Here is a 25,164-nt window from a genome sequence, read left to right on the forward strand (position 1 = left end):
AGGTGAATCCTTCAAATTATTTAAGAATAAAAAATAAAATACCATCAAATGTAAATATTCTTGCTGTAAGTAAAGGATTTAAAAGTCAAGAAATCAAGACTATTCAAAATATGGGTCAAATTGACTTTGGTGAGAGTAAGTTTCAAGAGGCTTTTGAGAAGCAATTAATTTTAAAAGATCTTAAACAAATTAAGTGGCACTTTATTGGAAGAATACAAAGTAATAAAATAAGAAAAATAGTGCAAAATTTTAAATATATTCATTCAGTAGATTCATTTGAAAAGTTACAAAAGATTTCTCATATTTCATGTGAAGAGAAGAAAAATCCATTAATAATGTTGCAGATTAAGTTGAGTGATGACCCTACTAAAGGAGGTTTTAAACCTGAACTTTTAAAATCGAAATGGGGAGAAATTCAAGAATTGAAAAATGTCATATTATCAGGTTTGATGACTATTAATCCTAAAGGGCTTAGTTCTAAGGAAAATTTAGAATTGTTCAAAAAATGTCGCTCTCTCGCTGATGCACTTCAACTTCAAGATTGTTCAATGGGAATGTCTGGAGATTGGGAGGAGGCTATTGAAGCTGGATCTACTTGGTTAAGATTAGGATCATTGATTTTTGGAAATAGATCCTAATTAATTTTTTTATAAAAATCTTATCTATAAACTTGCAGTTAAGTATAAGTAACGTTATTTAAGTATAGGTAGTTTATTCATTTAAAAAATGAATCTATTACTTGGGGTTCTTAAACCTTAGTAATCAATTTAATGAGGATTTAAAAGGTGTCACTTATTTCTAGATTAAAGGCAGTTGTCGCGGGGGATGAGTATCTCGATGATGATTTTGATGAATTGGATTATCCATTAGAGGATGAATTAAATGATATTAATGATTTAAAACAAAAATCAAGAAATTCAAATGCTCTAGCAAATGCAAACCCATTCGATTTTATGAATAACAACAGATCATCAAAAGTTGTTGGAATGCCTGGGATCTCAAATTCATCCTCAGAAGTCAGCTTAATGGAACCAAGAAGTTTTGAAGAGATGCCTCAAGCTATTCAAGCATTAAGAGAGAGAAAAACTGTGATTCTCAATTTAACTATGATGGATCCAGATCAAGCACAAAGAGCAGTTGATTTTATAGCTGGAGGGACATATGCAATTGATGGACACCAAGAAAGAGTGGGTGAAAGTATTTTTCTTTTTGCCCCAAGTTGTGTAAATGTAACTTGTTCTTCCCCAGATGAAGCTTCTCCTTCTTCTGGACCTACAGAAAATACTCCAAAATATAGTATGGGAATTAACACGACACCTGAACCCGCATGGGGTAATTCTAAATTAAGTGCTTTTTCATGATTAATCTGTGACTGTTAAAATTGCGATTATTGGTTTTGGAAATATTGCAAAAGCTATAATAACTCCATTATTAGAAAAAAAATTTATAAAGCCAGAGGATGTTTATTGTGTTGTAAATTCAGAAAAAAGTTTAAAAAATATAAAAAAAAATTATAGGTTTAACATAAATGTCTTTGAATCTAGATCAAAAGACTCAAAAATAATTTGGGACTGTCAAGTTAAACTTCTTTCTGTAAAACCACAGCACTTTGAAGATATAATTGAGGCGGATAATTTAAAAAGTAAGGATAATTTATTAATTTCAATTCTTGCGGGAGTCTCAATAAATAAACTTACTAAAAAATTCCCTAATCATAAATGTGTGAGGGTCGTTACAAATTTACCAATAACTGTTGGCAAGGGTTTAACTGGAATTGCTTGGGGTGAGAAAATCACAAAAGATCATAAACAAGTTACAAAACAATTATTCGAAGATACAAGTAAGATTTACGAATTTACAGAAGATTACCTTGATATATTTTTAGCTTTAACCTCATCAGGGCCTGCAATTATTGCTTTGATTGTAGAAGCATTAAGTGATGGAGGTTTAAGTGGTGGATTACCTAAAGTACTTTCAGAAGAACTTGTCAAAGAGATGATACTTGGGACCATTGATTTATTAAAAGAAAAGAAACTAACTACTTCCGAACTTAAAAATTTAGTTACTTCTCCAGGGGGAACAACTATTTCTGCTTTAAGGGTTTTAGAAAAAAAAAGTATGAGGTCAGCTCTAATTGAATCAATAGTTGCAGCTAGTAATAGAAGCAAAGAGTTTGGTTAGTTTTTGAAATGATCTTTTAAGTCCATGTAAACTTTCTCAAGCAAATTTATATTTTGAGAAATTGTATATCTCTCAAGTACTCGATCTCTTGCTTTTCTTCCAAGATCTTTTGTAAATGAAGGATGTTCTATTAAAATTGGGAATATAGTTTTTAGCTGCTTAGCTACATTATCAGTTGATATTACTATACCTGCTCCTTTATCTAAAACTTCACCATCAGCGCCAGCATCTGTGGCTACGCATGCCGTGCCAGTAGACATTGCCTCTAAAAGTGATAATGACAAACCTTCTACTAAGCTTGGTAAGAAAAATACCTCTGCTATTTGCATTATCGCTACCCTAGTTTCTAAATCTAACTCGGCACCCCACCAAATTAATTTATCAATACTAAGGTTAGAAAAACTATTTTCAAGTGTTGGCTTCATTGGGCCATCTCCAACAATAACTAATTTGCAATTATTGTTTTTTGTTTGGCGCCAAGAACGTAAAAGTGCTTCGATATTTTTTTCATTGGCAATTCTTCCCATATATAAAAAGATCCTTTCATGTCCAAGTTTGTTTTTAACCCGATCATATTTTTTATTTTTTTCGCAAAAAGGTTTCCAAATATTTTCATCAACGCCGTTTGGAATAATTATTAGTTTTTCTTTTGGTACACCTAATTTCTCAAGAACATTTTTTTGAAGTTCAGAAAAAATGATTAATTTATCAAACTTTGCCAAAGAGGGAGCATAAAGTTGATAAGTTAATTGTTGAGTGCTCGCAGTTAAATTTCTATTTTTTGCATCAAATGGTGGATGAAATGTTCCTATAAGTGGAATGTTAATTTCATTACAAAGCTCTGGAAGTCTAAAGTCTAAAGGAGATAAAGTTAGGCTTGCATGTACTATGTCAGGTTTTAATCTTTCCAATGATAGTCTTAGTTCTTTTTCTGCTCTTGGCGAAGGTATTGTATAAACTTGGGACTTAATTAAATATGGGAGACTTACATCAGGATCATTTGCCAGAAATAATGGTTTTGATGAATTCGAACTAGATGGATTGTCGAAATGAATAAAACTAATTTTATGGCCTCTGGCCTTCAATTCCTCAGTAGTTGAGTTGCCGTAAGTTACATTTCCACAAAAAGGGGATTTTTTACCCAACCAGGCAATATGAACCACATTGATTGAATTAACTATTTATTAAGTTAACAGTCAGAGCGCAAAAGATCATAATTAAAAAAAATTTTCGTTGTTCATGAAAATGCTAACTATATATTTCTCTCAACATTTTTAGTGAAGATAGATCTTTCTCTAGTTGAGTAGCGATCCAAGTCTCAATAATAAATAATATTTTAAGCCAAACTTTTTTAGGTCCTAACAACTCTCCATTAGATTTTATTGGTAATTCTGGGAAAAGCAGTCTCTGTAATAAAGCAACTTCAGATGCATTTATTTTTAGGTTACTTTGAGGATCTTCTATGGATGAAAACCCTTCACTTGGTAAATAATAACAACTCCATTCCCAATTTCCTAAAGGTGGAATTATAGGTTCTCCAGTTTTGCAACAATGATGAATTGGTAAATTAATACCCCCGATGGCTAATAGATGGATTAAAGATTGAATACTCATCGAGAGCATTTTAATATCTTCTTCTTGAGACTCTTTATATAAATAAATCCTATCAAGATGTGCAAGAACGCAAGATAAATAGTCTTGTTGCTTGTCATTATTACCTACTAATAAAAATGTTAATTCAGTAATTGCTTGCGCGGCTGCAAGACATTCAATATTTTTACCTAGGCCAGAATAGCTTTTTAATATTTTAATTTGACGTACAGATTTAAGATTTCTTTTTCCAAAAATCTGCAGACTTAAATATGTTAAAGGAGTAGCTGCGGCAAGACTACTTTTAGGACGCCTAGCACCAGGTGCCGCTAATCTAACAATCCCTTGCTCATCGGTAAGGATAGTTATTAATCTATCATTCTCGCCTAATGGAGAAGCTTTAATACAGAGACCTTTTAGTCTGCACTCACCAGAACCAGACATTTAATAAACGTTTACTTCTTCAAAAATTTCACAAAAATTGGAAGTACCCACGAAACTAACTCCATTATCAAATAAATCAATTACTTGCGTCAGATTTTTTATACCACCTACAACTTTGATTTGATTTTGTGATCCTATTATTTTTAGTATTTCGGTGACATCATTAGATGTAAGAGGAGACCCAAACCCGTCCCCGAATTGAAAATTTTTTATTCCTAATTCCAAACATATTTCTATCGCATTAATAAAAACTTCTTCTTTTAGTTTTGATTTATTTATGATTATTGAAACTGGTAACCCAGATAATTTAACCTGCTCAATTTCAGTAGCGAAAGTTTCTAAATTTCTTTTGGATAAATTTATAAAGTTTGGGATATATTCAATTCCTTTTGCACCCTTATCTTTTGCAAAACAAACTAATTCTTCAATAAATGAGACTGGTAAATCTGCTAAAGGGTAAGAAATAAGTGCGTTTATATTTATATCCGCACTGTAATTACCCAAACAGTTCTTAAGATCAGTTAAATAATTTAGTGAAGTAGAAATATTTTTGATATTGTAATTTCTTATCAAATCGCAATTCACACAGAAATCTTCCCAGGATAGATAAGGGTTAATAATTATCGCATGAATTTTCTCGTTTAATTCATATTCAATATTGGGCATTTAAAACTTATTTAGATTGAATCAGTCCATAACCTCCATGATTCCTTTTATATATAACTTGAAGTTCATTATTTTTTTTATTTCGAAAAACATAAAAATCATGATCAATTAGATCTAATTGTTTTCTTGCTTCTTCTGATGAAATTGGAGTCATTTCAAAGTATTTATTTTTAATAGATGGTTCAGGCAGACTTGCTTCAGTTCCTTCTTCAAATAAAGCTTTATCTAAAAAACTTGATTCCATACTTTCAATTGGTAAAGAATCTTTATTTTTAAATTGTTTATTATGAATTGTTTTATTGTTTCTTTCTTTATATTTACGTAATTTCCTACAAAGTTTATTTGAAACTAAATCAATGCTTGAGTATAGATTTTCAGTTTTTTCTTCAGCTCTAATTACGGTACCATTTGCAAAAATAGTAACTTCTGCAGTTTGGAACGAGACTCTTGGGTTCTTTTCAATTGAAAGGTGTATGTCAGCTTCTTTAACGATATCCTTATAGTGATGCGTTGCTTTTTCTATCTTTGCCTCAGTATATTCTTTTAATGCTCCAGTGAGCTCAAGATTCTTTCCATGGATTAAAATTTTCATAACAAATCTAAAAATATTTACTTACTTTCTAAATCTACTTAAATATGGAAAATAGAACAGCAATAATTAAACAACCTGATAATATTTCTTCTTTTAATGATGTTTATAAATTACAAAAAGAATATCAGGAGGCATTGATTTTAGACAATTCTAACCCTGACTTTATTTGGATAGGGGAGCATCAACTCTGTTATACGTTAGGTAGAGGATCTAATTACGATAATTTACTATTTTCTTTGGATGATGATAAATATGATGTTTTTAAGATTAATAGAGGTGGTGAGGTTACTTGTCATATGCCAGGACAATTAGTAACTTACTTGGTTTTAGATTTGAAAAATTTTAATAAAGATTTAAATTGGTATTTGAGAAAAATTGAAGAAATTATTATAAAAATTCTTGGAACTTTTAATATAAATTGTCATTCAAGAGAGGGTTTCACTGGTGTTTGGATAGGAAACAAGAAAATTGCTTCAATTGGAATTGGTTGTAAAAGATGGATAACAATAAATGGATTTTCAATCAATATTGACTGCGAATTAGAAAACTTTAATAAAATTGTTCCTTGCGGGATAGAAAATTGTCTTATGGCAAATATGATTGACTACAACAAAAATTTAAATATTCAAGAAGTCAAGAGAATTGTTAAAAAAATCATTCAGGAAGAATTTAATTTTGATTTTGTATCAAAATAGAAATTAAAATTTCAAAATAAATTTGATATGAGTGATTTAGCATACTGGTCTTCAGCCAAACTTTTTTCTAAAAAAGATAAATTTGCTAAAAATAGAGATTTTATTAAGAACCTTGATCATATAGATCAAATTTGGGAAAAATTAAAATTTAAATGTGGTGATACTTTAGCTGTTTGCGATTTAAGAGGGAAATACAAAGAAAAATTTTCTTATTCTGAGCTAGCTGATTTAATAACAAAAGTCTCTTTTTCTTTTAAAAATTATGGTTTAGCAAAGGGGGATGTAGTTACTGTAATATCTGAAAATTCTCCAAGATGGCTAGTAGTTGATCAAGGCTTAATGCGTCTAGGGGCTATAAATGCAGTGAGAGGTATTAATTCTCCTTCAGTAGAATTAGACTATATTATTGAGCACTCTAATTCAGTAGGTCTAATAGTTCAATCTAAGGAGATTTGGCTAAAGTTAAACAACAAAGAAGAATTAAAAAAAAGACTGAAATTTATAATCAGTTTAGAAGATGAACAATTTGAAAGTTTAATAAGTTGGAGTAAATTTATAAGTTCAGCAGAAAAAGAAAATTCACAAAATAATAATCTTGAAAAATTTAATCCAGAAATAGATGACGTCGCTACTATTCTTTATACTTCTGGGACAACAGGAAAACCTAAAGGTGTGCCTTTGACTCACGCAAATTTTTTACATCAAATAATCAATTTAGCCTATATCGCTGATCCAGAACCAGGGACCTCTGTATTAAGCGTTTTGCCTATCTGGCATTCTTATGAGAGGAGTGCTGAATACTTCTTTTTTTCATGCGGTTGTTCTCAATACTATACAATTCCAAAATTTCTTAAAGATGATATTACTCAAGTAAAACCTGTTGTCATGGCTACTGTACCGAGACTATGGGAAGCAATACATGATGGTTTTTTTCAGGCGTTGAAAAAAATGCCTTCCAAAAAGCAAAAACTTATTAAGTTTTTAATAAGTAATAGTTCGGTTTTCAAAAGAAGTCTTAGAAAGATAAGAAATATAGATATAAATCAAATAACTTTTAAATCAAAAATCCCCTTACTGGGTTCTGTTATTAGCCGATATCCTTTACATAAATTGTCTACTATTTTTTTATGGCCGAATATTCTAAGACAACTATGCGGAGAAAAACTGAAATTTCCCATTAACGGTGGAGGTGCATTGCCAGAACATGTAGATCTTTTTTTTGAATCTTTAGGTGTAGATGTTTTGGTGGGATATGGACTCACAGAAACTAGTCCAGTATTAACTTGTAGGAGAAGAGAATTAAATGTTAGAGGATCATCTGGGCAGCCTCTTTCATTTACTGAAATCAAAATAGTGAATGATGATAAGAAAAAGATTCTGAAGTTCAGAGAAGTCGGGAAAATTCTTGTTAGGGGGCCGCAAGTAATGAAAGGTTATCTTAATAATGAAATTGCTACAAATGATGTTTTATCCAAGGATGGTTGGTTTGATACTGGTGATTTAGGTTTTCTAATACCAAATGGCTCTCTCTTTATAACAGGAAGAGCCAAGGATACAATAGTGTTATCAAGTGGTGAAAATATAGAACCGAATCCGCTAGAGACTGAAATTCTTAGTTCTGAATTTATTAATCAGATTCAATTAGTAGGACAAGATAAGAAATGTTTAACAGCCCTTGTAGTTCCTAATGTCGAATTGGTTAAAAGCAAGTTTTTGGAAGAAGACCTTTCAAAATTAAACCTGAATAAGAAAATTGGTACATTTTTCAAATCACAAATTAATAATTTGCTTAAAAGTCGATTAGGAGCAAGATCAGAAGAACAAATATTAGATTGTTATTTTGTTGATGCCTTTACTCTAGAAAATGGGTTATTAACACAAACTCTTAAACAAAAAAGAAAAGAAATAGAAAAAAAGTATTCATTACAAATAGAAAATATGTATGAAAACAAATTTAGTAAGAAAATTTGATTTGTTCTATCTATATTGAAAAGGTAATTTAATTTTTTATGGAAACAAAAAACTCAATATCTATAAAGCGCTCAATAGCTATTAAAGCTGTAGTTACACCAACTTGGAAGGAAGATGCTGAAAAAGAATTAAGTAAAGCAATTTCAAACATTGATCAGCAATTATCGCAACTGGAGCAAGAGGGGCAGCAAATAGTAAACAATATTAGATCCCAATCGGTTAATCCCCTAGATCCAAGGGTTCAAGAACAGGTTAGTCAGGTGCAACAACAAGTCGCAGCAAAACGAAATGAAATTGAAGAACAAAAAAGAAATCTCTTACAACAACAGAGTCAAGTTCGCGAATTAAAAATGGACGAAATTGTTGATCAAGGGCAAGTGGATAGTTTCTGTGATGTCACTGTGGGAGACAATCTTATTGAAAAAATGCAAGTATCGATTACGGTAAAGGATGGAGTTATTCAATCTATAGATAATAATTAAAGAGAAGATTTAGTATTTTTGATAAATATAAGTAAATCTTAATTTCGAAAAGTTTTAAATTCTAATCGATCTAAATTATTACTTTCTTAAGTTTTAAGAGTTCCCACTGTGAACATGATTTCGTATAATTAAAACAAGAGTTTAAAGGCTTCTTAACCATAAAAACTTTAGGAAGTTTGGTAGAAATCCCTTGAAACTTATGCAATAACAATTTTCTTATGTCTCACGAAATATTCATGCCTGCCTTGAGTTCTACTATGACGGAGGGCAAGATTGTGGAATGGTTGAAAAATCCAGGAGATAAAGTTGAAAGAGGTGAATCTGTCTTGGTTGTTGAATCTGACAAAGCAGATATGGATGTTGAATCTTTTCAAGATGGATATCTTGCGGCTGTTTTAATGCCTGCTGGCAGCACTGCACCAGTAGGAGAGACTATCGGTCTTATTGTAGAAAATGAGGATGAGATAGCTTCTGTTCAAGAACAAAATAAAGGAAATCAACCCGAAGTTTCTAGTTCGGATCAACTTGAATTGGTAAGCAATAAAACTAAAGAAAAACCTCTGGTTCAAAGTGAAATTGTTGAAAAACAAGAAAAAGAAGTCGTATTAATGAGTGAAAAGGCAGCCTCATCTTTTAATAGTGATCAAATAAATGCTGCTACGAGCAATGTTTCTTCGAGGGTGATTGCATCTCCAAGAGCTAAAAAACTTGCCTCTCAAATGGGTGTTGATTTAGCAAAGGTTCATGGATCCGGACCTCACGGAAGGATTCAAGCCGATGATATTTTAAAAGCTAATGGCCAACCAGTCTCTATACCATGGATAGGTGAAGGTGGTTCTCCTGCAAGTATACCTGGTGCAAATTTGGGAGTTGAAAGTAAGCCAGAAACTTCAGGAAATAGTTTTGGTAATCCCGGAGAAACAGTTCAATTTAATACTCTTCAAAAAGCGGTAAATAAAAATATGGAATCTAGTTTAGATGTGCCATGTTTTAGGGTGGGTTATTCCATTAACACAGATAAATTAGATAATTTCTACAAAAAAGTAAAACAGAACGGAGTTACTATGACTGCTTTACTAGTAAAGGCAGTTGCAAAGACACTAAAGAAACATCCTCAAGTTAATTCAAGTTTTTCAGAGAATGGAATTTCTTATCCAGAAAATATAAATATTGCTGTTGCTGTTGCGATGGAAGATGGTGGACTAATAACTCCAGTTTTAAAAGAACCATGCAATACTGATTTATTTGAATTGTCTAGGGAATGGAAAGATCTCGTAAAAAGATCAAGATCAAAACAATTAGAACCTGATGAATACTCAACGGGAACCTTCACTTTATCTAACCTTGGGATGTTTGGAGTTGATAGATTTGACGCAATTCTTCCTCCAGGTACCGGTGCTATTTTAGCTATAGCATCATCGAAACCAACCGTTGTTGCTAATAGTGATGGTTCAATATCTGTAAAAAAAATAATGCAAGTAAATCTAACAGCTGATCATAGAGTGATATATGGAGCTGATGGAGCTTCATTCTTAAAAGACTTGGCTTCCCTAATTGAAGATGAGCCAGAGACTCTTGTCTCCTAAATTTAATTGATTTCTCAAATTAATAATGAAGAAAGAGATTATAAGCTTGAAGCTTATGATTATTTACTTGATCCTTCATTAATTGCTAGTAAACCTTCTGCAATTAGGCATGAATCAAGATTGATGATAGTTAGAAATAGTTTTTTAGAAGAAGACTGTTTAACTAATAAATTTACCAAGAATCTTTTAGATGAATTTAGAGAAGGGGATCTTGTAATTGTAAATAATACTAAAGTTATGAAAGCTAGGTTAAAGGTTGAATTAGAAAATAAGACATTAGTCGAATTATTAGTTTTAGAAAGATCCCATGAATGTGTTTGGTTATGTTTGGCAAAGCCAGCAAAAAAGTTAAAAATAAATAGAAAATTAAAATTAAAATCTCCAATAGCACAAGATATTTATTTAATTGTTGATGGAGTTGATGAAGAAACTGGAGGGAGATTTATTAAATTTCCTGGAAATATAACTTGTCTCAATTCAATGAATGAACTTCTTGATAAATATGGGGAAATCCCTCTTCCTCCTTATATAAAAAATTCCGAAGAAGAATCTTTTCATGAGAAAAGTTATCAAACTGAGTATGCAACAAATCCGGGGGCAGTTGCTGCACCAACAGCTGGTTTACACTTAAGCAAAAGTCTTATTTCCAATCTAAAAAAAAAAGGCGTAATAATCTTACCGATAACTTTGCACGTGGGTTATGGAACATTCAAACCAATTGATCAAGAAGATTTAAGTAACTTAAAACTTCACAAAGAATGGGTAAGTGTTAATAAGGAAGTAGTGGAGGAAATAAAAAGAATAAAGAAAACAGATAGAAAAATAATTGCTATTGGTACAACTAGCGTAAGAGCTCTTGAAAGTTGTTATTCTCACGAAATTAATGACTTTATTCCCATAGCTAAATACGTAGATTTAGTAATTAAGCCAGGTTATAAATTTAAGGTAGTTGATGGATTATTAACTAATTTTCATCTCCCTAAAAGTTCATTATTACTTTTAGTAAGTGCAATGATTGGTAGAGAAAGATTATTAGATCTGTATAAGAAAGCCATAAAAGAAAAATTTAGATTCTTCTCTTATGGCGATGCAATGTATATTTCACCAGATTCAATACTGGAGAAAAAATAGATTTAGGCTTTGACTGGTTCTTGAATGATTCCGCTTGGAACTTCAGTAAACATAATTGATGATAAATACCTCTCTGCTAAATCAGGTAGAACAACTACAATTGTCTTCCCAGCATACTCATCTTGTTCAGCTAATCTAACAGCAGCAGCAGCGGCAGCCCCACAAGATATTCCTACTAATAGACCTTCCTCTTTAGCTAACCTAAGAGCCATCTCAATTGATTCGTCATTAGTTACTTGTTCGACCTTATCAACAATTGATAAGTCAAGGTTCTTAGGAATAAATCCTGCTCCAATTCCTTGGATTTTATGTGGTCCAGATTTAACCTCTTCTCCATTCATTGTCTGTGTAATAACAGGACTGTGTGATGGTTCTACAGCTACAGAAGTAATATTCTTGCCCTTCTCTTGCTTAATGTATCTTGAAACTCCTGTAATTGTGCCGCCAGTTCCAACCCCTGCAACTAAAACATCAATTTCACCATCGCAATCATCCCAGATTTCTGGTCCAGTAGTTTTGAAATGAATTTCAGGGTTTGCTGGATTATCAAATTGACCTGGCATGAAATATTGAGAAGGATTACTTTCTGCAATTTCTTTAGCCTTAGCTATTGCTCCAGGCATACCTTTAGATGCCTCTGTTAAAACAATTTCAGCACCCAACACTGCCATAACCCTTCTTCTTTCAATTGACATGGATTCTGGCATTGTAAGGATCAGTTTATAACCTCTTGCTGAAGCAGTAAAAGCTAGAGCAATTCCTGTATTTCCAGAAGTTGGCTCAACAATAGTTTTGTCTTTTGTAAGCTTCCCACTTTTCTCTGCATCCCAGATCATGTTTGCGCCAATCCTACATTTGACACTGTAAGCAGGGTTTCTACCTTCAATTTTTGCAAGTACTGTAGCTTTCGCGTTTTTAGTAACTGATTTTAATTTTACTAATGGAGTGTTTCCAATAGCAAAACTGTTGTCCTCATAAATTTTTGCCATTTATATATTGAGAAAATATATATTAATACTAACTATTATTCAGAAAAAGAGTATATAAGTTTCTATACGGTAAATACTAGGAATTTAGAAATTATTTAGTGCTTCAGAAAAGGTTTTCCATAATTGATCTTGGTCTTCTAATCCAACTGATACTCTAATAAGGTGCGAGGGTATACCAAAACTTTCAGCCCAATCTAACTCGTCATAATGAGCCAGTAAAACATAAGGACAAACTAGAGTAAATTTTGTACCTAAACTAGGTCCTTTAGATACTTTTAGAGAATCATAAAATTTCTTAGCTTTGTTCAATCCTCCATTTAATTCAAACGATAATAAGCAGCCGTATCCTCCATCAGAAGTAAGTAAAGAATTAAAATTTGGACAATTTTCAGGATGGAAAATATTTTTAATCTCGCTATGGGTCTCTAATCTTTTTTTTAATTTTAAACATGCTTTATTTTGTTCAAAAACTCTTTGATTGACATCTCTACTAACTTTCTCTAGATAAACTGTATCTCCATCGGAAAGTATTGGAATATTAATCTCGTTTAATGCATTTCTAAACTGATCAATCCATTTACTTTTTGGATTTAGTATTAATGATCCGGCAAGAATATCACCACTACCTGAAAAAATTTTTGTAAGTGAAGTAAAAACTATATCTGCATGTTCTAGGGAATTTATATTTAAATTTGAACCAATTGTATCGTCAACAATTAAGGGAATATTTAACTTTTTTGCTATTTTTGAAATTTTTTTAATATTTACACATTTGAGCATTGGATTACTCGGTAGTTCAATAATTAATGCTGATGGATTTATTCTTTTGATTTCTAATTCAATATCCTCGCAATTTTCTTCTGTAATTAACTTGGCTCCATGAAAGATATTCATTGGTAATTTAAGTACATCTACATATGGAAAACCAATTTGGAGTGTTGGTTTAGCTGGAAATAATTTATATATGATTTCTAATGATGTATGCAATGCAGACATTCCAGATGAAGTTAAGTGAATATTATTAGAGTTAATTTTTGTAGATTTAGAAATTCTATTTTTTATTCTTTGAGAACATTCATTTACGTACGATTTTGGAGGGCAATCTTCAAGACCGAGTTCTATAGCAGCAGCTCTTGAAGATATACCAAGACCAGTATGTTGCCAAAAAGATTTTGCATAAATACTTCCTTCTTTTTCAGTTATTAAAAAAGCTAAATTATCTCTTTTTTCTATTAATGAAAATTGTTCAGAAGTATTTCTATCAATGTATTTTTTTGCTTTAAAAGCTATGCTTTCATTCGAATATGGCCAGATACTTTTATTGATGTAGTAATTATCCTTTTTTATTTTTTCGCATAATCTTTTCACGATGGGGTTTAGCCCGAACCTTGGGTATATGGACTTTAATAAATTCATACATTCTTTATTTTTTTCCTCGTAATTTTTTACATCATTCCAAGTTGGTAATGCTACAGAAACGGCATGAATACTATCAGGGATTGCATGTCCCAACTCTAAATTTTTCCATATAGGGTTTTTAAGTAAATCTCTCAATTTTCAGAATTTATTCAAAGCAAATAAAATGTCTGAGATTAAATCGTTTGTATCTTCACATCCAATTGATAATCTGACAAGAGCATCATCTATCCCAAGAAGATTTTTTGTTTTTTCATCAACAGAGGCATGAGTCATTGTTGCTGGGTGACAAATTAAACTTTCAACTCCTCCAAGGCTTTCTGCTAGTGAGAAATATTTGAGAGATTTGCAAAATTTAAAAGTATCTTCCTTATTTAAATTTAATTTTAGGGTGATCATCGAACCTCCAGATCTCATTTGCGATTTTGCTAAATTAAATTGCGGATGTTTTTGATTAAAAGGATAAATTACTTGACTAATTATTTTATGATTCTCTAATTCTTCAGAAATTAATTTTGCACTTTGCGTTTGTTGTTCGATTCTTAAAGGAAGAGTTTTTACTCCTCTCGTAATGAGCCAACTATCAAAAGGAGATGGTTGAAGCCCTAGAGCTTTTTGAGAGAAAAGCATCTTGCTATTCCATACCTCATTATTTGTCAGTACTGCTCCACCAAGTGCATCACTATGTCCATTAATGAATTTTGTTGTGCTTACGAGTGATAGTGTTGCACCAAGGTCTAATGGTTTTTGAATAAGTGCCGTAGAAAAGGTATTGTCCACAACTACTGGGATTTGTAGTTTATTCGCTTCATCACAAATCGCCTTAATATCAAGTACCTTCAAAAGTGGATTAGTTGGACTTTCAAGCCATATCAAGGTTGGCTTGAAGTTTGAAATTTTTTTGATATTATTTTCGTTTGTAAAATCTGTGTATAAAACTTCTAGTCCAAATTTCTTGAAAACTTTTTCGAACATCCTCACTGTACAACCATAGAGATTTGACTCGCAGAGTATCTTGTCACCTGATTTTAGTGTTGATGAAATTGCAGTTACCGCACTAATTCCAGATCCAAAAACTGTACAGTATTTAGAATCTTCTATTGATTTAAGGATGTTTTCTAGAATTCTAAAGTTTGGATTGCCTGATCTGGTGTAGTCGAAATTATCTTTATTTCCATGTTTGAAAGTAGATGTAGAAAAAATAGGAGGCATAACGCATCCAGTTTCTTCAGCAAATGTTTCCCCATGGTGAATAGATAAGGTCTTAAAACCTGGCTTTTTTATATTATTTTCCTTATTTCCCATTATTTTTAAAAATAAGAATTAAATTAAATTAAATCTCTCTTTTAAAAATGAGAGATTTAATAATCCAAAGAAAAGTAGTATTAAACTTTTCTTGAATAATATTCAACAACTAGTAGTTCGTTTATTTCAAGAGCCACCCACTCTCTATCGCATTTCCCATTTATTTTTCCCGTTAATTTAGGCTTGTCTAAATCAAGATGAGGTGGGACATTTGCTAAGCCAGGGAATTCTATATTACCTTCTACAAGTTTTTTGCTTGCTTTGTTTTCTTTAATTCCGATTACATCGCCTGATTTGCATTGATAACCAGCAATATCAAGAACCTTCCCATTAACGGTTACATGGCCATGATTTACTAATTGTCTTGAGCCTGGAATGGTACCTCCAAAACCTAATCTAAAACAAACATTATCAAGTCTGTTTTCTAAAAGTCTTAGTAGGTTAGTACCTGTAGATCCTTCTTGAGCTCTAGCTTTTTTTACATAACGTACTAGTTGTTTTTCAGAAACTCCATAATTAAACCTAAGTTTCTGCTTTTCTTCTAGACGAATTGCATATTCTGATCGCTTGCGACGGGCTTGGCCGTGCTGACCTGGAGGATTAGACTTCTTTGAAGCTTTCCTGGTGAGACCTGGTAGTTCTCCCAAGCGACGCGTAACCCTTAATCTGGGGCCGCGGTATCTTGACATAATTTTAAATTAAATAGAAAATTGCAATAATTTGGATAATTGATTAAATTCAATTAAACTAATTACTACTGGAAATATTATTTTACATCATTAAAGTGTTCAAAACTATTAATAAATCAATTACTTCTATACTTCTTTTTATGATTTCGTTTTATCAAAAGTGGTTTTCTCCTTTTTTTGGACCAAGATGCAGATTTATTCCAAGTTGCAGCTCTTATGGATATGAGGCAATTACTAGACATGGTCCTTGGAAGGGAGGGTGGTTAACTTTAAAAAGATTAAGCAGATGTCATCCTTTAACTCCCTGTGGATGTGACCCTGTGCCTGACTAAATGAATGAAAATATTTATTTTTGTTAGGCAGGGATGTTGCCTTTGTGATTCATTAAAAAACAAACTGGCAAAAATAAATCTTAATGAGTTATTCCCTAATCTAGAAGAGCTTAAAGAAATTGATATTGATAGGGTCGATTTATATAAAGATAAATATAAAAAATATGATTATGAAGTACCTGTTATTGCTGTTGAAAGAATTAGGTCCGAGGAGATCATAGAATTGCCTCGCATTTCTCCAAGATTAAAAGATGATCAATTAAAGAATTGGTTTCAAAAAAATATTAGTACCATTTTGGAGAAATAATTTTTTTATATGAGATCTATAAAATTATTTAAACTTTTAGATTTGGTAGGAATTATTCCTTCATCAAATCTTATCGATCAAGAAATCAATAATATTTCTTTTAACTCTAAAGAAGTACAAAAAGGAACTTTATTTTTAGGAATGCCTGGTTTAAATGTTGATGGAGGAAAATTTTGTATTGAGGCAATTGAAAATGGCGCGGAGGCTGCCATTATTGGCTCTGCTGCAAAAGAGAAAATTGGATCTATTGATCGAGAAAGGATTTTGGTTATTGAGGATAATTTAGATTATATTTTTGGTCAAATTGTAGCTGAGTTTTGGAATAGGCCTTCAAGAAAACTTAAACTTATTGGTGTTACTGGTACTAATGGAAAAACGACAATTACTTTCTTATTGGAATATCTTTTAAAAAAATTAGGGAAAAAGACAGCATTATTCGGGACCTTGTTTAATAGATGGCCTGGCTTCTCAGAAGTGGCTTCTCATACAACTGATTTCGCCGATAAACTTCAAAAGAAATTAAATGCTGCTGTTGAGGCAGAATCTGAATTCGCGATATTAGAGGTAAGTTCTCATTCTATTGCTCAAAAGAGGATATCAGGATGCGAATTTGAGGCTGCTATTTTTACTAATTTAACTCAAGATCATCTTGATTATCACTCAGATATGGAATCTTATTTTCAAACAAAAAGAAAATTGTTTTTCCCACCTTATTTAATAGAAAGGGATGGAATTTCTGTATTAAATCACGATGACCCTTGGATATCTAAATTATCGTCTGATCTTGAAAAAAGATCTTCATTAGTGTCTACAAAGATTACTAAAAGTGAATTTAAAAATCATGATTTTTTTTTCGTAACAGATAAAAAATTTACTGAAAATGGCTCAACCTGCATTTTTCATACACCTAAGGAAAAAATTCAACTTTTTGTTCCACTTGTTGGAGAATTTAATTTAATGAATGCGATTCAAGCAATAACAATTTTGTATAAACTTAATTTTTCTTTAAAAGATCTATCAAAGTTAATACGATCTTTCCCTGGCGCCCCTGGGCGAATGGAGAAAATAGAAATTGATAATGATGACGTTTCAAGATCACTTCCAACAGTAATTGTTGATTATGCCCACACGCCTGATGGATTGAAAAAAGTTTTGCAATCAATTAAAAAACTTTGTAAGGGAAAACTCATTACTGTTTTTGGCTGTGGAGGAGATCGAGATCTTGGTAAAAGGCCTTTAATGGGATCAATAGCTGAAGAGTTTTCTGATCAACTTTTTATAACTTCAGATAATCCAAGATCAGAAGAACCCCAAAAGATAGTAAATGATATTTTGATGGGTATAAAAAAAAGAGAAAAAATAACAATTGAGATTGATAGATTTAAAGCAATAAATAAATCTATTAAATTTGCCAATAAAGAAGATATTGTTTTAATTGCAGGAAAAGGACATGAAGACTACCAAATTCTCAATGATAAAGTTATTAATTTTGATGATAGAAAAATAGCTTATAAATTATTAAAAGAAAAAAGAAAATCTCAATAAAATTTCCTAATCAAATAAGAAAGATCTTTACGCAAATCACAAGAAAAGTTTCTTAGAATTGATTAAGTTATTTTTAATAAAATGAAAGGCTTAGCCTTAGTTGTAGGCGCAGGTGGAATTGGAACCCAAATAGCTAAAGATCTGAGTGAAAGTGAAAAAGATTTAGAAGTTGTTTTGTGCGGAAGAAAAAGTGAATTTAATTCTTTTTGGGAATTAGATATAGAGGATTCACAATCCCTTTTGCAGTTGAAAAATAAAATATCAAATAAGCCTTCAAAATTAAGGCTAGTTGTTAATGCTACAGGTAGACTTCATAGTGATTCTCTTCAACCGGAAAAAAGATTACAACATCTTGATAAAAAAAATATGATGGAAAGTTTTTCAATAAACGCCTTTTCTCCTATTTTATTAGCTAAAGCGATTGAAGAATTTATACCAAAAGATTTGGATTTTAATTTTGCAAGTATAAGTGCAAGAGTTGGTAGCATTGGAGATAATCAAACTGGAGGTTGGTATTCATATAGAGCTGCAAAATCTGCGCAAAATCAGTTTTTTAAATCTTTAAGTATTGAATGGGCTAGACGTTTCCCAAAGGCTACTATCACATTGCTTCATCCAGGAACAGTAGATACTGATTTATCTAGACCTTTTCACAAATTTGTTCCAGAACATAAATTATTTAGTAAAGAAAAATCCTCCCAATTTTTGATCAATATTATTAAAAATCAATCCCCAAAATCTACTGGAAAATTTATTGCTTGGGATAGCTCAGAAATACCCTGGTAATTTTTTAATTTCTTCAGAAAGTAAATTAATCTCAGCTTCTGTAGTCATTTGATGTACGCATGCTCTAAACCATTTTGGATCTTCTAAAACTCTAATCCAAATTTTCTTTTCTCCAAGTTTATTTACAAATTTATCCTTATCTTTAATATTTTCGATATTAAAACTAACTATCCCATTTAAGTACTTTTTTTCTAAAACTAATTCAACTCCTTTTAATTGATTTAATTCATCCCAAAGTTTCTCACTTAATCTTTTGATATGTTCGCTTTTTTCTTTTTCATGGCAGTCTTTATCCAAAAGATCTATAGAATTACGAAGCCCTGCAAGTAAAGGAATGCAAGATGTAGCTACTTCAAACTTCCTTGCGTCATCATGAAAAAGATTATCTGAATGCTCATAAATTCCTTGTTCTTTTTTTAATGATTTCCAACCAATTATTGTTGGATCTGTTTCATGAATAAATCTATCTGAGACATAAATAGCTCCAAGTCCTTCTGGACCACATGCCCATTTATGAGAAGTTATTGAATATAAATCAGAATAAAAAACTTCTTCTTCAATATTTATGTGCCCAAAGGTTTGAGCACCATCAACAAGTAGATAAGAGTTTTCTCGATTATTTTTTAATTCGATAGAAATTTGTTTTAAAGGTATTTTATATCCAAAGTTCCATAAAATATGAGAAATAATTAGGATCTTAGTCTTACTATTTAGATTTTTTAAAATCTCTAAAATTATATTTTCATCGTTTAGATTTTTAATTTTTTGGATTGGTAAAATTTTGAATATTAATTTATTTCTTCTGCAAAATTCTCTACTAGCAGCTACTACTCCAGGATGTTCACAGTCACTTATTAACAACTCTTCTCCCTCTTCTACTTTTATTCCCCAAAAGGGCAAAATCATACCAGAAGATATATTCTCGGTTAAAGCTATATTCTTTGAATTGACACCTAATTTTTGTGCAATGATTCTTTTTGTGGTTAATATTTCTTTGTAAATAAAAGGCCAAATATCATTGGTAAATGGTCCTAAATCTTGGATAATTTCCCAAGTTTTAACTATTGCTTCTAGAGAAGATTTTGGTAATGGTCCTTGACCGCCATAGTTGAAATAATACTTATTTTTTAATGCGGGTATTTGATCTCTTAGATTATTTCTCATGGAAAATTTAAATTATATTTTTAAATATTGCCCACTAAAGTTACTGTCCTAAATTCAATATCCTCAATTACTTTCCAAGGTTCAGCACTCCTTTCTGCAAATTCTAAATTTTTAAATCCTAGTTCTTTAAAGTCACTTATAAAGTCTGGTTCATACCATGCTCCACTAATACATCCTGTCCATAGGTCATGATCATTTTGCAATCTTAAAGGAACTTTTTTGTTAGAAACAATATCGCTAATTGCAATTCTTCCATTATCTTTTAAAACTCTTTTTATATTTCTTAGAAGGTTATTTCTAGATTCTGGACTTACCAAGTTTAAAACGCAATTACTTAAAATAATATCAACTAATTTGTCAGCGATTAATGGATTTAAATCTTTATCTAATTCATCAAGTTTCTCGATTGAACCTTCTAGAAATTCTGTATTGTTGAAACCTATATTTTTTGTAACTTCTTTAGAGGCTGATCTAGATAAAGAAAGCATATCAGGATTCTGATCAACTCCAATAACTTTCCCTTCTTTCCCAACAATTTGGGCACAAATAAAAGCATTTTTTCCGCTACCACTTCCAAGATCTAAGACTATATCATTTTTTTGAACATATTTTGTTGGATCACCACATCCATAGTCTCTTTCTATAACCTCTTGAGGAATTGCTTCAAGTAAAACGGGATTAAACCCAACCGGTGTACAAAGACAACTTTCTTTTTCTAGTGCGGCTGAACCATATCTTTCTTGAATCGCATCTTTATGATCGAATTGATCAGATGCTTTATTAGATGTGTTTGTATTACAGCAACTTTCAGACATATTTTTTAAAGGGACTCCTGATAAATATAGCCAAAAAAAAAGCCCCTGAAAAAGGGGCTTTTAATTTGTTTAATTAAATTATTTAGTGTAATTAACACCTCTGTAATTTAATTCTGCTTTTTCATTACTTGAAGAAGCGTCATCCATTCTGTTGGTGTATACGTTTCTTCTGTAGGTAAGTTCAATAAGTTGCTTTTTAGCAGCTTCTTTGTTTTGAACGTAGTTTTTACCTCTGTAAGTTAAAGTAGTCATGTTTCGATGTGACAACACGGCCATCCCCCGTTCCATGGTATGACTCGAACTGCGCCCTCAAATGAGGGTGAACGAAAAAGTAGCTATTGCTACCAAATTATTATAAACCTATTTTTAACTGCATGTCTAGCTTTTACAAATAGAAACGAAGATTTAATATTTTTTTAATTATTATCTTAGGTAAATTTTTTTATAAATAGTCTCTAAAAAGGATTATGTTTATATTTGGTTTAATCTTCATATAACTATTTTTCTATGACCGGTTTTTTATATTTCTTGGGAAATACTTTAAGGTGGCCAGTCCTAAAGCCAAAAGAATTTTTTTCACTACATGCGTATTTTTCAATTATCTATTTGATAACTTTTACTTTGAGTAAATATGATGTAAGCCAATCAAATTTAGTTTTTACTCTAGGAATTCTTGCACCTCTTTTAATTGCTATTGGGCAAGGACTTCCAACTGATTGCCTTGATATGGAATCATCTTTGTTGAAGGAATTAAAAACTAAGTAGTATATCTTTCAGTTAAAAATTTTTATAAAACCTGGACAACTTCGCTTATTTCAGGAATCATTTCTTTTAACTTTCTTTCAATACCCATTTTTAGAGTCATAGTACTACTTGGGCAACTACCACATGCTCCTTGAAGTCTGACTTTGACAATTGGACCATCTATTTCTGCAATCTCTACATTACCTCCATCAGAAATTAAAAAAGGTCTTAGCTCGTCAAGGACTTTTTCTACATTTTCGTTTGTCAGCGAGAGTGTTTCAGTACTCATAATTTTGGATTAACTTTATAATAAGCCTAGAAAGAAATCTGATTAATTGCAAAAAAGATAATTTTCTGTTGTGACTTCATCTAAAAATCCCACTAATGAAAATAGCTACTTTGATGCAGTCTTAGTAGGAGCTGGGATAATGAGTAGTACTTTAGCCCTCCTAATTTCAGAAGTTTTACCAGATAAAAAATTTCTTATTATAGAAAAATTAAATGCTCCAGGAAGTGAAAGTACTGGCGCTTTTAATAATGCAGGTACAGGACATGCGGCTAATTGCGAATTAAACTATACCCCTTTAGACGAAAAAGGAAATCTAAAAATAGATAAAGCGCTCTCAATAAATCGTTCTTTTGAAACATCTATGTCATTGTGGGCTTCATTGTATGAAGTAGGGAAAATTGATATTAAGAAGTTTCTAAAATTTATTCCTCATATTAGCTTTGTGTCTGGCCAGGATAATATTTCTTTTTTAAAAAAAAGATTTCAGAAAATGACCGAAAATCCTGAATTCATCGATATGGAATTTTCTACATCTTTTGATGAAATTTCATCATGGGCTCCTCTAATAACAAAAGATAGAAATCCATCTACTAATATTGCTGCTACCAGAATAGGTAGAGGAACTGATATTAATTTTGAGGCTTTAACTAAAGAGTATTTGTCATTAGTTTCTTTAAACAAAAATGTTGAAATTAGATATAAAACAGAATTAGTAGATTTAAAGAAAATTGATAAAAAACAATGGGAAATAGAAATTAGTTCAGAAGGTAGAAAATCTTCAATTAGAACAGGCTATGTTTTTCTTGGCGCTGGTGGAAAAACAATTAATTATTTACAAAAATCAAAAATTCCAGAAGCAAAAAGTTATGGTGGATTTCCTGTTAGTGGGAAATGGCTTATTTGCGAGAAAAAAGATCTAACAGAAAAACATAACTCAAAAGTTTATGGTAAAGCTGATATTGGATCGCCACCAATGTCTGTTCCTCATTTAGATACCAGATGGATTGATAATAAAAAACTTCTTTTATATGGACCTTTTGCTGGATTTACAACAAAATTTTTAAAGCAAAGTTCATACTTTGACTTATTTAGTTCAATTAAAAAGAATAATATTTTTTCTATGTTAGACGTTGGTTTCAAGAATAATGATTTAATTAATTACTTAATATCACAATCATTAAAGAACCATAACTCAAGAGTTGAAAATTTAAAGAATATGATGCCATCAGCTAATTCGTCTGATTGGTATTTAAAGAATGCTGGTCAAAGAGTCCAAATAATTAAAAAAACTGAAGCCGGTGGTTCTTTGAAATTTGGAACTGAGATTGTGAATTCATCTGATGGATCATTATCTGCTTTGTTAGGGGCATCTCCCGGAGCAAGTACTGCGGTCTCAATTATGGTTAAGGTTCTAGAAAAATCTGTCTTATTTTTAAACGACAAGCATAATCTTCAGAAAAAAATAAATGACTTAATCTATCCAGGAATATCGGACTCTGAAAATAACAGTACCTTCATAAAAGACATCAAAAAAAGAAATAATTCCATTTTTGGTTTCCATCCATAATTCTAATTAGCTAGTATTAATCAAGATGTAATAAGAGGAGAATTTTTCTTTACTATATGACTGATATATCGGTTTCAAAAATTAGAAATTTCTGCATAATCGCTCATATTGACCATGGTAAATCTACCCTTGCAGATAGGTTGCTCCAAGATACTGGTACTGTGCAGCAAAGGGATATGCAAGAACAATTTTTGGACAGCATGGATCTTGAAAGAGAGAGAGGAATTACTATCAAGTTACAAGCCGCTAGGATGAAATATAAAGCTGACGATTCTCAAGAATATGTTTTGAACTTAATAGATACTCCAGGGCATGTTGATTTCTCTTATGAGGTTAGTAGATCACTTCAAGCTTGTGAAGGCGCTTTACTCGTTGTTGATGCAAGTCAAGGAGTAGAAGCTCAAACCTTAGCTAATGTTTATCTTGCCTTAGAAAATAATCTTGAAATTATTCCTGTTTTAAATAAAGTTGATTTACCAGGTGCTGATGCTGAAAAAATAAAACAAGAAATAGAGGAAATTATTGGACTTGATACATCTAATGCTATAAATTGTTCAGCAAAAACTGGAATTGGTATTAAAGATATTTTGGAAGCAATCGTAAGAAGAGTACCTCCTCCTCAAGATGAAATTAAACTACCTACAAAGGCACTCATTTTTGATTCTTATTATGATCCGTACAGGGGAGTTATTGTTTATTTCAGGGTAATATCTGGGTCTCTTAATAAGAGAGAAAAAATATTATTAATGGCAAGTAAGAAAAATTATGAACTAGATGAGATAGGAATAATGGCGCCTGATCAGCAGCAAGTTGATGAATTACATGCAGGAGAAGTTGGTTATTTAGCTGCTTCTATAAAATCAGTTGCTGATGCGAGAGTGGGAGATACGATTACTCTTTTAAATTCACCTGCCAATGATCCTTTGCCTGGTTATAAGACAGCAAATCCTATGGTTTTTTGTGGCTTATTCCCGACTGATGCTGATCAATTCCCAGATTTAAGAGTATCACTAGAAAAATTACAATTATCTGATGCAGCTTTAAAATATGAGCCCGAAACCAGTAGCGCAATGGGCTTCGGATTTAGGTGCGGATTCCTAGGACTTCTTCATATGGAGATTGTTCAAGAAAGATTAGAAAGAGAATATGACTTGGATCTAATCGTAACGGCACCATCAGTTATTTATAAGGTTAATTTAAATCAGCAAGAACATATCTTTATTGATAATCCCTCTACAATTCCTGATCCACAACTTAGAGAATCAATAGAAGAGCCTTATGTGAAAATGGAAATTTATGCACCCAATGAATTTAATGGAACATTAATGGGTTTATGTCAGGAAAGAAGGGGAGTATTCATAGATATGAAATATATAACAACAGATCGAGTTACTTTGATTTATGAAATTCCATTAGCAGAAGTAGTTACAGATTTCTTTGATCAAATGAAAAGTAGGACCCAAGGTTATGCATCAATGGAATATCACTTGATTGGCTATAGAAAGAATGACCTTGTTAGATTAGATGTTCTAATAAATTCAGAAAGAGCAGATCCATTAACTTCGATTGTTCATAAAGATAAGGCTTATGGAATTGGCAGAAGTTTAGTTGAGAAATTAAAAGAGCTTATTCCAAAACAACAATTTAAAATACCTATTCAAGCTTCAATCGGTAGCAGAATTATTGCAAGTGAAAGTATAAGTGCTTTACGAAAAGATGTTTTATCTAAATGTTATGGAGGAGATATTTCTAGGAAAAAGAAACTTTTAAAGAAACAAGCTAAAGGTAAAAAAAGGATGAAGGCAATGGGTAAAGTTGAAGTCCCTCAAGAAGCTTTTATGGCAGTCCTGAAATTAAATCAGTAATTTCTTAAAATTT

The 25,164-nt window shown here is 31.5% G+C and carries 27 protein-coding genes; 15 read left to right on the forward strand and 12 right to left on the reverse strand.

The features are described from left to right. Nucleotides 1-2 precede the first annotated feature (2 nt). The 3 genes from HA145_RS02055 to proC all read left to right on the forward strand — a co-directional run bounded on the left by HA145_RS02055 (nucleotide 3) and on the right by proC (nucleotide 2,181). Nucleotides 3-638 (forward strand): YggS family pyridoxal phosphate-dependent enzyme, encoded by a 636-nt coding sequence (locus HA145_RS02055; protein ID WP_209128288.1) that lies wholly within the window; start codon nucleotides 3-5, stop codon nucleotides 636-638. 147 nt (nucleotides 639-785) lie between these two features. Continuing rightward, complete coding sequence (locus HA145_RS02060; RefSeq protein WP_209127636.1) at nucleotides 786-1,361, forward strand: cell division protein SepF; 576 nt, start codon at nucleotides 786-788, stop codon at nucleotides 1,359-1,361. Nucleotides 1,362-1,368: 7 nt separating this feature from the next. Next, nucleotides 1,369-2,181, forward strand: a complete 813-nt coding sequence (gene proC, locus HA145_RS02065) for a pyrroline-5-carboxylate reductase (RefSeq protein WP_209127637.1) — start codon at nucleotides 1,369-1,371, stop codon at nucleotides 2,179-2,181. Here the strand turns inward: proC and HA145_RS02070 are convergent. The 4 genes from HA145_RS02070 to hpf all read right to left on the reverse strand — a co-directional run bounded on the left by HA145_RS02070 (nucleotide 2,178) and on the right by hpf (nucleotide 5,473). Then, nucleotides 2,178-3,344: a glycosyltransferase family 4 protein gene (locus HA145_RS02070; RefSeq protein WP_209127638.1), complete on the reverse strand. Its 1,167-nt coding sequence runs from the start codon at nucleotides 3,342-3,344 to the stop codon at nucleotides 2,178-2,180. The genes proC and HA145_RS02070 overlap by 4 nt on opposite strands. A gap of 85 nt (nucleotides 3,345-3,429) precedes the next feature. After that, nucleotides 3,430-4,215 (reverse strand): DNA repair protein RecO, encoded by a 786-nt coding sequence (gene recO, locus HA145_RS02075; RefSeq protein WP_209127639.1) that lies wholly within the window; start codon nucleotides 4,213-4,215, stop codon nucleotides 3,430-3,432. Beyond that, the gene (locus HA145_RS02080) at nucleotides 4,216-4,881 is read right to left on the reverse strand and encodes a 2-deoxyribose-5-phosphate aldolase (protein ID WP_209127640.1); all 666 of its coding nucleotides are present in this window, start codon (nucleotides 4,879-4,881) and stop codon (nucleotides 4,216-4,218) included. Between the two features lie 7 nt (nucleotides 4,882-4,888). Next, nucleotides 4,889-5,473 carry a ribosome hibernation-promoting factor, HPF/YfiA family gene (gene hpf / locus HA145_RS02085; protein WP_209127641.1) on the reverse strand — a complete coding sequence of 195 codons (585 nt, stop codon included), beginning with the start codon at nucleotides 5,471-5,473 and terminating at the stop codon, nucleotides 4,889-4,891. Between the two features lie 44 nt (nucleotides 5,474-5,517). Here hpf and lipB point away from each other — a divergent pair, with 44 nt between their 5' ends. The 5 genes from lipB (at nucleotide 5,518) to queA (ending at nucleotide 11,338) form a co-directional block, all read left to right on the forward strand. After that, nucleotides 5,518-6,168: a lipoyl(octanoyl) transferase LipB gene (gene lipB, locus HA145_RS02090; RefSeq protein ID WP_209127642.1), complete on the forward strand. Its 651-nt coding sequence runs from the start codon at nucleotides 5,518-5,520 to the stop codon at nucleotides 6,166-6,168. Between the two features lie 27 nt (nucleotides 6,169-6,195). Next, nucleotides 6,196-8,139: an AMP-binding protein gene (locus tag HA145_RS02095; protein WP_209127643.1), complete on the forward strand. Its 1,944-nt coding sequence runs from the start codon at nucleotides 6,196-6,198 to the stop codon at nucleotides 8,137-8,139. Between the two features lie 38 nt (nucleotides 8,140-8,177). Then, nucleotides 8,178-8,621 carry a YlqD family protein gene (locus tag HA145_RS02100; protein WP_025880659.1) on the forward strand — a complete coding sequence of 148 codons (444 nt, stop codon included), beginning with the start codon at nucleotides 8,178-8,180 and terminating at the stop codon, nucleotides 8,619-8,621. A 218-nt stretch (nucleotides 8,622-8,839) separates the two neighbouring features. Continuing rightward, entirely contained in the window at nucleotides 8,840-10,207 is a 1,368-nt protein-coding gene (locus tag HA145_RS02105; protein WP_209127644.1) for a dihydrolipoamide acetyltransferase family protein, read from the forward strand. Between the two features lie 6 nt (nucleotides 10,208-10,213). After that, nucleotides 10,214-11,338 carry a tRNA preQ1(34) S-adenosylmethionine ribosyltransferase-isomerase QueA gene (gene queA, locus HA145_RS02110; RefSeq protein WP_209127645.1) on the forward strand — a complete coding sequence of 375 codons (1,125 nt, stop codon included), beginning with the start codon at nucleotides 10,214-10,216 and terminating at the stop codon, nucleotides 11,336-11,338. Between the two features lie 2 nt (nucleotides 11,339-11,340). Here the strand turns inward: queA and cysK are convergent, their stop codons facing one another. The 4 genes from cysK to rpsD form a co-directional block, all read right to left on the reverse strand. Continuing rightward, on the reverse strand, nucleotides 11,341-12,327 hold the full coding sequence (gene cysK, locus HA145_RS02115; RefSeq protein WP_002805805.1) for a cysteine synthase A: 987 nt from the start codon (nucleotides 12,325-12,327) through the stop codon (nucleotides 11,341-11,343). Nucleotides 12,328-12,411: 84 nt separating this feature from the next. Beyond that, nucleotides 12,412-13,881 carry a PLP-dependent transferase gene (locus tag HA145_RS02120; RefSeq protein ID WP_209127646.1) on the reverse strand — a complete coding sequence of 490 codons (1,470 nt, stop codon included), beginning with the start codon at nucleotides 13,879-13,881 and terminating at the stop codon, nucleotides 12,412-12,414. A gap of 3 nt (nucleotides 13,882-13,884) precedes the next feature. Then, complete coding sequence (locus tag HA145_RS02125; RefSeq protein WP_209127647.1) at nucleotides 13,885-15,048, reverse strand: trans-sulfuration enzyme family protein; 1,164 nt, start codon at nucleotides 15,046-15,048, stop codon at nucleotides 13,885-13,887. A gap of 80 nt (nucleotides 15,049-15,128) precedes the next feature. Then, complete coding sequence (gene rpsD / locus HA145_RS02130) at nucleotides 15,129-15,737, reverse strand: 30S ribosomal protein S4 (protein ID WP_011817920.1); 609 nt, start codon at nucleotides 15,735-15,737, stop codon at nucleotides 15,129-15,131. A 95-nt stretch (nucleotides 15,738-15,832) separates the two neighbouring features. On the opposite strand from rpsD, the gene yidD reads away from it, so the two are divergent. The 4 genes from yidD (at nucleotide 15,833) to HA145_RS02150 (ending at nucleotide 18,707) form a co-directional block, all read left to right on the forward strand. Continuing rightward, nucleotides 15,833-16,069, forward strand: coding sequence for a membrane protein insertion efficiency factor YidD (gene yidD, locus HA145_RS02135; protein WP_025922190.1), 237 nt, complete (start codon nucleotides 15,833-15,835; stop codon nucleotides 16,067-16,069). A gap of 4 nt (nucleotides 16,070-16,073) precedes the next feature. Next, the gene (locus tag HA145_RS02140) at nucleotides 16,074-16,376 is read left to right on the forward strand and encodes a glutaredoxin family protein (RefSeq protein WP_011375968.1); all 303 of its coding nucleotides are present in this window, start codon (nucleotides 16,074-16,076) and stop codon (nucleotides 16,374-16,376) included. A gap of 9 nt (nucleotides 16,377-16,385) precedes the next feature. Next, nucleotides 16,386-17,921, forward strand: a complete 1,536-nt coding sequence (locus HA145_RS02145; protein ID WP_209127648.1) for a UDP-N-acetylmuramoyl-L-alanyl-D-glutamate--2,6-diaminopimelate ligase — start codon at nucleotides 16,386-16,388, stop codon at nucleotides 17,919-17,921. 81 nt (nucleotides 17,922-18,002) lie between these two features. Then, complete coding sequence (locus tag HA145_RS02150) at nucleotides 18,003-18,707, forward strand: SDR family NAD(P)-dependent oxidoreductase (protein WP_209127649.1); 705 nt, start codon at nucleotides 18,003-18,005, stop codon at nucleotides 18,705-18,707. Here the strand turns inward: HA145_RS02150 and HA145_RS02155 are convergent. The 3 genes from HA145_RS02155 to HA145_RS02165 all read right to left on the reverse strand — a co-directional run bounded on the left by HA145_RS02155 (nucleotide 18,690) and on the right by HA145_RS02165 (nucleotide 20,938). After that, nucleotides 18,690-19,871 (reverse strand): aminotransferase class V-fold PLP-dependent enzyme, encoded by a 1,182-nt coding sequence (locus HA145_RS02155; protein WP_209127650.1) that lies wholly within the window; start codon nucleotides 19,869-19,871, stop codon nucleotides 18,690-18,692. The genes HA145_RS02150 and HA145_RS02155 overlap by 18 nt on opposite strands. A 20-nt stretch (nucleotides 19,872-19,891) precedes the next feature. Continuing rightward, complete coding sequence (locus HA145_RS02160; protein ID WP_209127651.1) at nucleotides 19,892-20,686, reverse strand: methyltransferase domain-containing protein; 795 nt, start codon at nucleotides 20,684-20,686, stop codon at nucleotides 19,892-19,894. Between the two features lie 78 nt (nucleotides 20,687-20,764). Beyond that, nucleotides 20,765-20,938 (reverse strand): DUF4278 domain-containing protein, encoded by a 174-nt coding sequence (locus HA145_RS02165; RefSeq protein WP_187151245.1) that lies wholly within the window; start codon nucleotides 20,936-20,938, stop codon nucleotides 20,765-20,767. Nucleotides 20,939-21,193: 255 nt separating this feature from the next. Here HA145_RS02165 and HA145_RS02170 point away from each other — a divergent pair, with 255 nt between their 5' ends. Next, on the forward strand, nucleotides 21,194-21,451 hold the full coding sequence (locus HA145_RS02170) for a hypothetical protein (RefSeq protein WP_209127652.1): 258 nt from the start codon (nucleotides 21,194-21,196) through the stop codon (nucleotides 21,449-21,451). A 22-nt stretch (nucleotides 21,452-21,473) separates the two neighbouring features. On the opposite strand, the gene HA145_RS02175 is transcribed toward HA145_RS02170, so the two are convergent. Beyond that, the gene (locus HA145_RS02175) at nucleotides 21,474-21,719 is read right to left on the reverse strand and encodes a NifU family protein (protein WP_002805305.1); all 246 of its coding nucleotides are present in this window, start codon (nucleotides 21,717-21,719) and stop codon (nucleotides 21,474-21,476) included. Between the two features lie 70 nt (nucleotides 21,720-21,789). On the opposite strand from HA145_RS02175, the gene HA145_RS02180 reads away from it, so the two are divergent. Both HA145_RS02180 and lepA read left to right on the forward strand, forming a co-directional pair. Then, nucleotides 21,790-23,286: a malate:quinone oxidoreductase gene (locus HA145_RS02180; RefSeq protein WP_209127653.1), complete on the forward strand. Its 1,497-nt coding sequence runs from the start codon at nucleotides 21,790-21,792 to the stop codon at nucleotides 23,284-23,286. Nucleotides 23,287-23,342: 56 nt separating this feature from the next. Next, entirely contained in the window at nucleotides 23,343-25,151 is a 1,809-nt protein-coding gene (lepA, locus tag HA145_RS02185) for a translation elongation factor 4 (RefSeq protein WP_079331120.1), read from the forward strand. Nucleotides 25,152-25,164: the final 13 nt, after the last annotated feature.

Source organism: Prochlorococcus marinus XMU1411 (assembly GCF_017696075.1).
GTDB classification, from domain to species: domain Bacteria; phylum Cyanobacteriota; class Cyanobacteriia; order PCC-6307; family Cyanobiaceae; genus Prochlorococcus_A; species Prochlorococcus_A marinus_V.

Coding starts and splice junctions, on each gene's coding strand:
- recO (WP_209127639.1), bottom strand. CDS start 4,215: ATGTCTGGTTCTGGTGAGTGCAGACTAAAAGGTCTCTGTATTAAAGCT.
- HA145_RS02080 (WP_209127640.1), bottom strand. CDS start 4,881: ATGCCCAATATTGAATATGAATTAAACGAGAAAATTCATGCGATAATT.
- hpf (WP_209127641.1), bottom strand. CDS start 5,473: ATGAAAATTTTAATCCATGGAAAGAATCTTGAGCTCACTGGAGCATTA.
- lipB (WP_209127642.1), top strand. CDS start 5,518: ATGGAAAATAGAACAGCAATAATTAAACAACCTGATAATATTTCTTCT.
- HA145_RS02095 (WP_209127643.1), top strand. CDS start 6,196: ATGAGTGATTTAGCATACTGGTCTTCAGCCAAACTTTTTTCTAAAAAA.
- HA145_RS02100 (WP_025880659.1), top strand. CDS start 8,178: ATGGAAACAAAAAACTCAATATCTATAAAGCGCTCAATAGCTATTAAA.
- HA145_RS02105 (WP_209127644.1), top strand. CDS start 8,840: ATGTCTCACGAAATATTCATGCCTGCCTTGAGTTCTACTATGACGGAG.
- cysK (WP_002805805.1), bottom strand. CDS start 12,327: ATGGCAAAAATTTATGAGGACAACAGTTTTGCTATTGGAAACACTCCA.
- HA145_RS02125 (WP_209127647.1), bottom strand. CDS start 15,048: ATGGGAAATAAGGAAAATAATATAAAAAAGCCAGGTTTTAAGACCTTA.
- rpsD (WP_011817920.1), bottom strand. CDS start 15,737: ATGTCAAGATACCGCGGCCCCAGATTAAGGGTTACGCGTCGCTTGGGA.
- HA145_RS02140 (WP_011375968.1), top strand. CDS start 16,074: ATGAAAATATTTATTTTTGTTAGGCAGGGATGTTGCCTTTGTGATTCA.
- HA145_RS02145 (WP_209127648.1), top strand. CDS start 16,386: ATGAGATCTATAAAATTATTTAAACTTTTAGATTTGGTAGGAATTATT.
- HA145_RS02150 (WP_209127649.1), top strand. CDS start 18,003: ATGAAAGGCTTAGCCTTAGTTGTAGGCGCAGGTGGAATTGGAACCCAA.
- HA145_RS02155 (WP_209127650.1), bottom strand. CDS start 19,871: ATGAGAAATAATCTAAGAGATCAAATACCCGCATTAAAAAATAAGTAT.
- HA145_RS02160 (WP_209127651.1), bottom strand. CDS start 20,686: ATGTCTGAAAGTTGCTGTAATACAAACACATCTAATAAAGCATCTGAT.
- HA145_RS02165 (WP_187151245.1), bottom strand. CDS start 20,938: ATGACTACTTTAACTTACAGAGGTAAAAACTACGTTCAAAACAAAGAA.
- HA145_RS02170 (WP_209127652.1), top strand. CDS start 21,194: ATGACCGGTTTTTTATATTTCTTGGGAAATACTTTAAGGTGGCCAGTC.
- HA145_RS02175 (WP_002805305.1), bottom strand. CDS start 21,719: ATGAGTACTGAAACACTCTCGCTGACAAACGAAAATGTAGAAAAAGTC.
- lepA (WP_079331120.1), top strand. CDS start 23,343: ATGACTGATATATCGGTTTCAAAAATTAGAAATTTCTGCATAATCGCT.